This window comes from Loktanella sp. DJP18 (assembly GCF_049310965.1).
Classification (GTDB): Bacteria; Pseudomonadota; Alphaproteobacteria; order Rhodobacterales; family Rhodobacteraceae; genus Loktanella.
The window spans coordinates 1-6,234 of sequence record NZ_JBMERN010000169.1; the positions used below are offsets into that span (position 1 = coordinate 1).

5 protein-coding genes and 1 pseudogene are annotated in these 6,234 nt (G+C 59.6%); 1 reads left to right on the plus strand and 5 read right to left on the minus strand.

Annotation, left to right across the window (positions count from 1 at the left end):
* Positions 1–310: 310 nt before the first annotated feature.
* The 4 genes from ACOI1H_RS22800 to ACOI1H_RS22815 all read right to left on the minus strand — a co-directional run bounded on the left by ACOI1H_RS22800 (position 311) and on the right by ACOI1H_RS22815 (position 4,322).
* Positions 311–676 (minus strand): hypothetical protein, encoded by a 366-nt coding sequence (locus tag ACOI1H_RS22800; RefSeq protein WP_422440421.1) that lies wholly within the window; start codon positions 674–676, stop codon positions 311–313.
* A 388-nt stretch (positions 677–1,064) separates the two neighbouring features.
* Positions 1,065–2,942: a PQQ-binding-like beta-propeller repeat protein gene (locus tag ACOI1H_RS22805; RefSeq protein ID WP_422440423.1), complete on the minus strand. Its 1,878-nt coding sequence runs from the start codon at positions 2,940–2,942 to the stop codon at positions 1,065–1,067.
* Positions 2,939–3,172 carry a hypothetical protein gene (locus tag ACOI1H_RS22810; RefSeq protein ID WP_422440424.1) on the minus strand — a complete coding sequence of 78 codons (234 nt, stop codon included), beginning with the start codon at positions 3,170–3,172 and terminating at the stop codon, positions 2,939–2,941. The genes ACOI1H_RS22805 and ACOI1H_RS22810 overlap by 4 nt, the downstream gene beginning before the upstream one ends.
* A gap of 394 nt (positions 3,173–3,566) precedes the next feature.
* Positions 3,567–4,322 (minus strand): DUF533 domain-containing protein, encoded by a 756-nt coding sequence (locus ACOI1H_RS22815; protein ID WP_422440425.1) that lies wholly within the window; start codon positions 4,320–4,322, stop codon positions 3,567–3,569.
* Between the two features lie 737 nt (positions 4,323–5,059).
* Between ACOI1H_RS22815 and ACOI1H_RS22820 the strand changes: the two genes are divergently transcribed.
* Positions 5,060–5,695, plus strand: coding sequence for an exopolysaccharide biosynthesis protein (locus tag ACOI1H_RS22820; RefSeq protein ID WP_422440427.1), 636 nt, complete (start codon positions 5,060–5,062; stop codon positions 5,693–5,695).
* A gap of 219 nt (positions 5,696–5,914) precedes the next feature.
* Here ACOI1H_RS22820 and ACOI1H_RS22825 read toward each other — a convergent pair.
* Positions 5,915–6,234: pseudogene (locus ACOI1H_RS22825) on the minus strand (hypothetical protein); the annotation flags it as partial.

Sequence of the window (6,234 nt, forward strand, 5' to 3'; positions counted from 1 at the left end):
GCCCTGTTTGCGGCGAAAGAGGTTTGGTTGAGGCTGGCCCGCTGATCTGGGCCGTGGAAGCCGTGCAGATCGTCAGGGCGCTGATAAGAAAGAGGATCCGGGCAAGAAACATATGTGCGACCTCGGCTCAGTCGGATGGGAGCAACGAGCTTATACTCATGGGGAGCGGTTGATGTTTCCGGGCCAGTCGTGACGTAGGGGACGCCCTCAGACCGCCCCCGACCGGATCGGGAAGGCCAGAGCGCCCACCGCTATTCAGTCATGTCATCACCGATGCGCCGGCGTTCGGCACCCTCGGTGTCAATGCTGGTCAGGCAGCTTCATCCGCCTCAAGGAGCTGCTCCGAACACAGCTCGGCGACGTCTTCGTTCGGCTCGTCTGCCCCTGGCATCGTCGCCCATCCCTGTGCCGCGACGATCTCGCCGCGCTCCCAGTTGCTTTGCTCTGCCATCGCAGCGAGTTGTACTTCGCGCAGTTGCGCGTTCTCTGCGCGGAACTGCGCGACACAGATGGGGGTCAGGGCAGACAGGACGGCAAGCTCAGCCTCCTCGGCAGCGGAGGTGTTCGCTGCGCCTGTTGTCATGACCCAATTGGCGCTGAAGCCGACAATCGTGATCGCCAACGCCCCGGCGACAGCGCTCCAGACGGCAGGCTTGGTCCATTCGGGTGTTTGCATCGTTATACCTCCTGTGAAGATTTGTCTTACTCAGCAAGCCTCGGGGTCGACCTGATGTATTACAAGCCAAAAATCGCTCATGGGTGCGTCACGCAGTCAACAAACAGTGAGAACAATGGAAATTCGTCGCCTTTTTTGGAGCGTGTTCCATGTTTAAAGCGCTTGACCTAGAGACCTGAGGCTGAGGTTCTTTGCTGAAAGAGACGAAACACTCTGCCCCAGGATCATTATGGACCCGTTCAGGCTCACACGCTGTCAGCTTCAATGATTGCAAGCTTCGCGCGCCATTCTGACCCGGAAGATTGGGACAACCTCGAACCCCGATCAGTGGTTGCCGGGACCGAACAGCTGAACCGCGTCGTATTGATGCAGCGCTGTCTCTGAGAGATCAATCTGCGAGAGTATATGCGACGACCTGATCGCCCACCTGAGGCTTCAGGATCGGATTGCCGCCCGCGACGAAGACAACATAGTCTCGCCCTTCGTGGGTATAGACGGCCGGAATGGCAACGGATGGCGCTTCAACCAGATCTGACCAGATCTCTGTTCCCGTGCTGGCGTCGAGCGCCCTGACACGGGCGTCCATCGAGGCACCGATGAAGATCACTCCGCCTGCAGTGACAACAGGACCTCCCAGAGTAGGTGACCCCCAGCTCTGCGGTCCGTAAAAGCCCCACTGCTGCGTCATGCCGAAAGGCACTTCGTAAAGTCGCTCTCCCGTCCGCAGGTCGTACGCGGAGAAAGTGCCATAAGGCGGTGCCCAGCATGGCAGGTTGGCCCAATTGACCCAGTTGGTCAGTTGAATGCCGTAAGGCGCATCTTCCTGAGCGTAGTAACCGATCTCCGCCCCGCTGCCGGTCGCCACATCTTCGTAAATTTCGCGCGGAATAAGCTGGATGACCTGCACGATCCGGGACGAGTTAATATAGTAAATGTCCGTCTCTGGATCGACAGCACCGCCGCCCCAGTTGTTGGCACCAGCAGTTCCGGGCCACAGAAATGTGCCCTGTTCTGAGGGAGGCGTAAAAATACCGTCATAGCGATAGCGCGCAACATCTTCACTGCACTGGCCTGCGCTCAACAGATCCGCGATACCTGACACTTCGGGCAACATCTCGGGATTGTTCGTGGGGATCAGTGCGGTGGAGAAGGGCTGGGTCTCCGCCGCTTCCTCGCCAACGGCGTCACTGGCGGGAACCGGACGGTCTTCGATCGGATACACCGGCTCGCCCGTCTCGCGGTTCAGCACAAACAGAAATCCCTGCTTCGTGCTTTGCACCAGCGCGGGGATAATTTCCTCATCCTTTTCGATATCGACCAGTGTCGCTGCAGATGGCGTGTCGTAATCCCAGATGTCGTGCCGGACAAGCTGCTGGCTCCAGACCAATTCGCCTGTCTCAATGTCGACGGCCGTTACAGATGTAGCGAGAGGAATGGGCTCGGTCCGCGCACCGCCCCAGTAGTTCGGGCTTGGCGACGAGACAGGGACGTAAACAATGCCCCGTTCCGCATCGGCCGCCATCGAGGTCCAGATGTTGGCCGTTCCCGTGCGCGAAATCATCTCTTCGGGGATAAAGGACAGATCCCATTTCAACGCGCCGGTGCGGGCGTCGATAGCCAGAAGGTTTCCCGGCGGCGCGACAGAGTAGGCCCAGTCGTTACCCGCCCACCCCACCAAAAGCGTATCACCGACGACTGTTGGCGGCTGCAGAAGCGAGAACGGAAACTTGTCATTCACATCGTTCCATTGATTGACATTCAGGACGCCGCTGTCCGCAAATTCCTCACAAAGCTCACCCGTATCGGCATCGACGGCGTGGAGGTGGGCATCCATGGTGCCGATATAGACACGCTTTTCGCATTCCCCTTCGGCTGCACTTTCCCAATAGGCAACGCCACGGTTCTTCAAGGCTGGCTGGGTCAATGTTTTCAGCACCGTTTCCGGATCGTATGACCAGAGCTGATCTCCGGTCGCCGGATCCAACGCCAGGATGCGATAAAAGGGCGTCCCGAGGTACAGAGTCTCATTGGCATAGATGGGGGTTGCCGACCAGACAGTCTGCGGCAGCTCGCCGCTCCCATCCGATACATCCCCGGTATGGATTTCCCACGCCTGCTCAAGATCGCCGATCGTCTCTGGCGTGAATGATGTAACGGGCGAATACTTCTGCGCCATCAGGTTGCCGTTGAACGTTGTCCAGTCGGCGTCCTGTGCCTGGACCGGCATGGAAGCGAGCAGGAGTGGAGCCATCAGGGTGCGGATCATGCGGATACCTGTTCTTGTTTGCGACCGACGGCTGCGGCCAGAAGCCCCGCAACCAAAGCGCCGAGCATCATGGCGACAAGATAGTCCGACATCAGGAAGTAACCTGCCGCGGCTGTTGCAACTGCATCAATCAGCAGCAAAATAAGGCAAAGCCAGTAGAGCCACTTCGGCACCAAAACGAACATCAGAACTGCCGCCGCAATAACCATCAAGGCAGTGGACACGGTCACCAAGATAGCTCCCGCTGTCCCAGTTGTACCACTTGCAGGCGAAAGCAACTCATAAAGCGCAAAACCCAGTCCAGCCAGGCTGAACAAGAGGAGTGCGATAAGAGCGTAGCCACGAGGGTCTGTAAGATGTCGCATGTTTATACTACGTGGTACTGACGGAAGTGTTCCCCGTCTTGCGTAAAAAGTTTCGCTCGTCCGGATCTTCCGGCGAAATTGACCCGTGACTTTGGGACAATTCCCGTTCACGTGAAGTCCGTTGAAAATGCACGCCACCCAAATTCTCGACGACTTGCGCAGCTGGCACCGCTTCCGACGCGGCGTTGTTCTTATTCGTCGGCTCGCACGTTTCTTCTCCGGCACCCCGTTGAATGTGCATAACGCGCCCAATTTCAGCTCATGATGCGATGGCGTCCGCTTCGGCTGCGCCCTCCGGGGACAAACCCAGTTTGTGCTGGAGATCGAGCAGATACTTCCGGTCTGCGTCACTCATCCCTTCGATTGCGGCCCGGGACGCAAGATAGAATTCCTCGGCGGTTTCCTCGTCATCGACCTGTGCCAGAAGTTCGTCGAGCGGCTTGGGGTTCGCGATTTCCCGCTCCATCGTGGCACGCTCGTCGGGCGTCGCGTCGGCCTCCTGGATGGCCTGAACGATCCGGCCGCGTTCGTCCTGCGACAGCGATCCGTCGGCGTAGGCCGCCGTGATCATCGCCCGGATCATCAGAAGGGCCTTGTCTTCGCTGAACCGCTCGGCCGCCGCTTGTCCGTCGTGGAGATCCTTCTCGTCCGGCTCACCGGCAGTGTTCCCGCTCGCTGCGGACCCGCTCGACGGAGAGTCGGTTCCGCCGGCGAGAAACTCATTCGCCGTGTCGCGGAGCTTGTCCATCAGGCCACCACCACCAGCGTGAGTGCTTTGCGCACCCACATGTTGCGCCCCGGTCTGCCCGGTCTGTCGCGACTGGCTGTCACGGTAGGCCTGGTAAGCCATGTATCCAAGCCCGGCGAGGCCCAGCTTGCCTCCGAGGCCGCCCCGTCTCCGGCGGCGCGACCCCAGAAGGCCGAGGGCGGATGCTGAGCCCAGGGCCCCGCTGCGGCGCCCGCGCCCAGCCATCCTGGTCGCCAGCATCGTGCCGAGAATACGCTTCATACTCATGATTGTCTCCTGTGGTCGCAGGTTGGGGCAGCAGATCTCAGAACGCCCCGGGGAAGGGATTATTCCACTCTCTCCGTCGCTAACGTGCCGGAACATCAATCGTTCCAACCTGCTTTCGTGCAAGCCAGGCACCTCAGCTCTTCTCTCGACCTCAGACCAGTGGCCGAGACAAGCGGTTGGGCATATTGGTAAATCAATGGCAGCCTGAACTTTGACGACGCAGGTGCCTGTAGCGAAATCACACCTTCCGCCCTCTCCACCCGTCCACGGCTCTGACCGGGGCAAAGTTCCGGTCCGTCGACATGCTGCGGTCGCCATGCGGCAAAGCCAAGTCCGTGTCCCGCCCACTCTTCTGACTTCTGAGGAATTTGGAGGTGCCCCACAGATTGAGTAAGAGCAGCGAACGGCGTGCAGGTCCGCAACATATCGGCCGGTGCGCTCCCCCACCTGGACCACCTGCCGCACCGGCGAAGATTGGTTTTGACCCCGTACCGCCAGGATGGACGGAAGTGATCGCCGGTGGACGGCGGAACCTCCGATGCCGCTCTGTGTTTCTGAACAGGCGTCGAGTCCCTGAACCCACCACGACGCGAAACGGCAGGAGGCCGCCGGCTCTGCGAGCCCTGCATCCGCGACGACATGAGAGAGCGCGGAGCCATGACAGGCGCGCTGACGGGCGAAGTGGTTGCCCGAGACGATGACTGGCGGTGCCATCGGCCGTCGCGGCATCTGCTGCGATGATCCGACCTGCCTCAGTCAAGCCCGGGGAGGAGGCGAGCAAAATGGAAAGAGAACCCACAAGCGCGCTCAGCGAGGTTCTGGATCAGCTTGAGAGTTCAGCACACGGTGACAGCATTCGCGTCGAGGACGTCATCGAAAAGTTGGGGCGAAAATCTTTCTCTTCACTGATGCTGGTCTTTTCGCTGATCTCCACCTCGCCGGCGAGCGCCATACCCGGGATCACGGCAACTGTGGCCGCGATCACGTTCATCCTCGTGGTGCAGATGATAGCCGGGCGGAACTGTCTCTGGCTGCCCCGATTTATCACACAGCGCCACATGTCGACAGCCAGACTCTGCAAGGGGATCGGATGGCTGCGCCGCCCGGTGCATTTCGTGGAACGCTTTCTGAAGGCGCGCCTGACGTTCCTTTTCCACCGGCCATGGCTTTGGCTGCCGCTCGGCCTGATCCTGCTGCTGACGCTGTTCATGCCGTTCATGGAGATCATTCCCACGTCGGGCTCCATTGCCTCGGCCGTCATCGCGCTCTTTGCCGCCGGGCTGCTCACGCGCGACGGAGCGCTGGTCGTGCTGTCGCTCGCCGTGCTTCTTACCGTGCCGATAGCGGTCTGGTATTTCGGCTTCGCGGCCTGAGCGGGATACCTGCCCTGACCGCGGAAAATCCGGTTGTTCACGGCAGGCACACTGAACGAGATTTCGCTGATGCGAAGACCGGAGGCATGCGGCGAAGGCCCGGCAGAAGCATGGTTCAAAATGCATATTCCAATTTCGTCGGGAGCTTTATGGCCTCCATGCCCTTCGCGGCAGGACCTCACCCCGTGACCGGCATTATTTGCCGCGAAGAGCAGGCATTCAGGGATGTCTTTTGACGAATAACGCAACGGATATCATCCATCCTAAAAGCATCCCGGCAAGACCGCGTTCGTAGCCGCCGTCCCACTGTTGCGGTACAAGAAAAAATACAGGCACAAAGACGATCCAGGCGAGAGCAAACCACAACCCGCGGCGGGCAAACCGGATGTCGAGGGCCCTGAGTGACGGCAGGACGAGCAATGCCGCCACGGCAATCATGCCACCGAGCGTATAGACGGCGTAAATATGGATATCTGCTCCACGATTTTGTGTCCCTGCATATTGGTTAAAGAAGGCAATCGCTCCGATCGCCGGACTGA

Coding starts and splice junctions, on each gene's coding strand:
- ACOI1H_RS22800 (WP_422440421.1), bottom strand. CDS start 676: ATGCAAACACCCGAATGGACCAAGCCTGCCGTCTGGAGCGCTGTCGCC.
- ACOI1H_RS22805 (WP_422440423.1), bottom strand. CDS start 2,942: ATGATCCGCACCCTGATGGCTCCACTCCTGCTCGCTTCCATGCCGGTC.
- ACOI1H_RS22820 (WP_422440427.1), top strand. CDS start 5,060: ATGATCCGACCTGCCTCAGTCAAGCCCGGGGAGGAGGCGAGCAAAATG.
- ACOI1H_RS22815 (WP_422440425.1), bottom strand. CDS start 4,322: ATGAGTATGAAGCGTATTCTCGGCACGATGCTGGCGACCAGGATGGCT.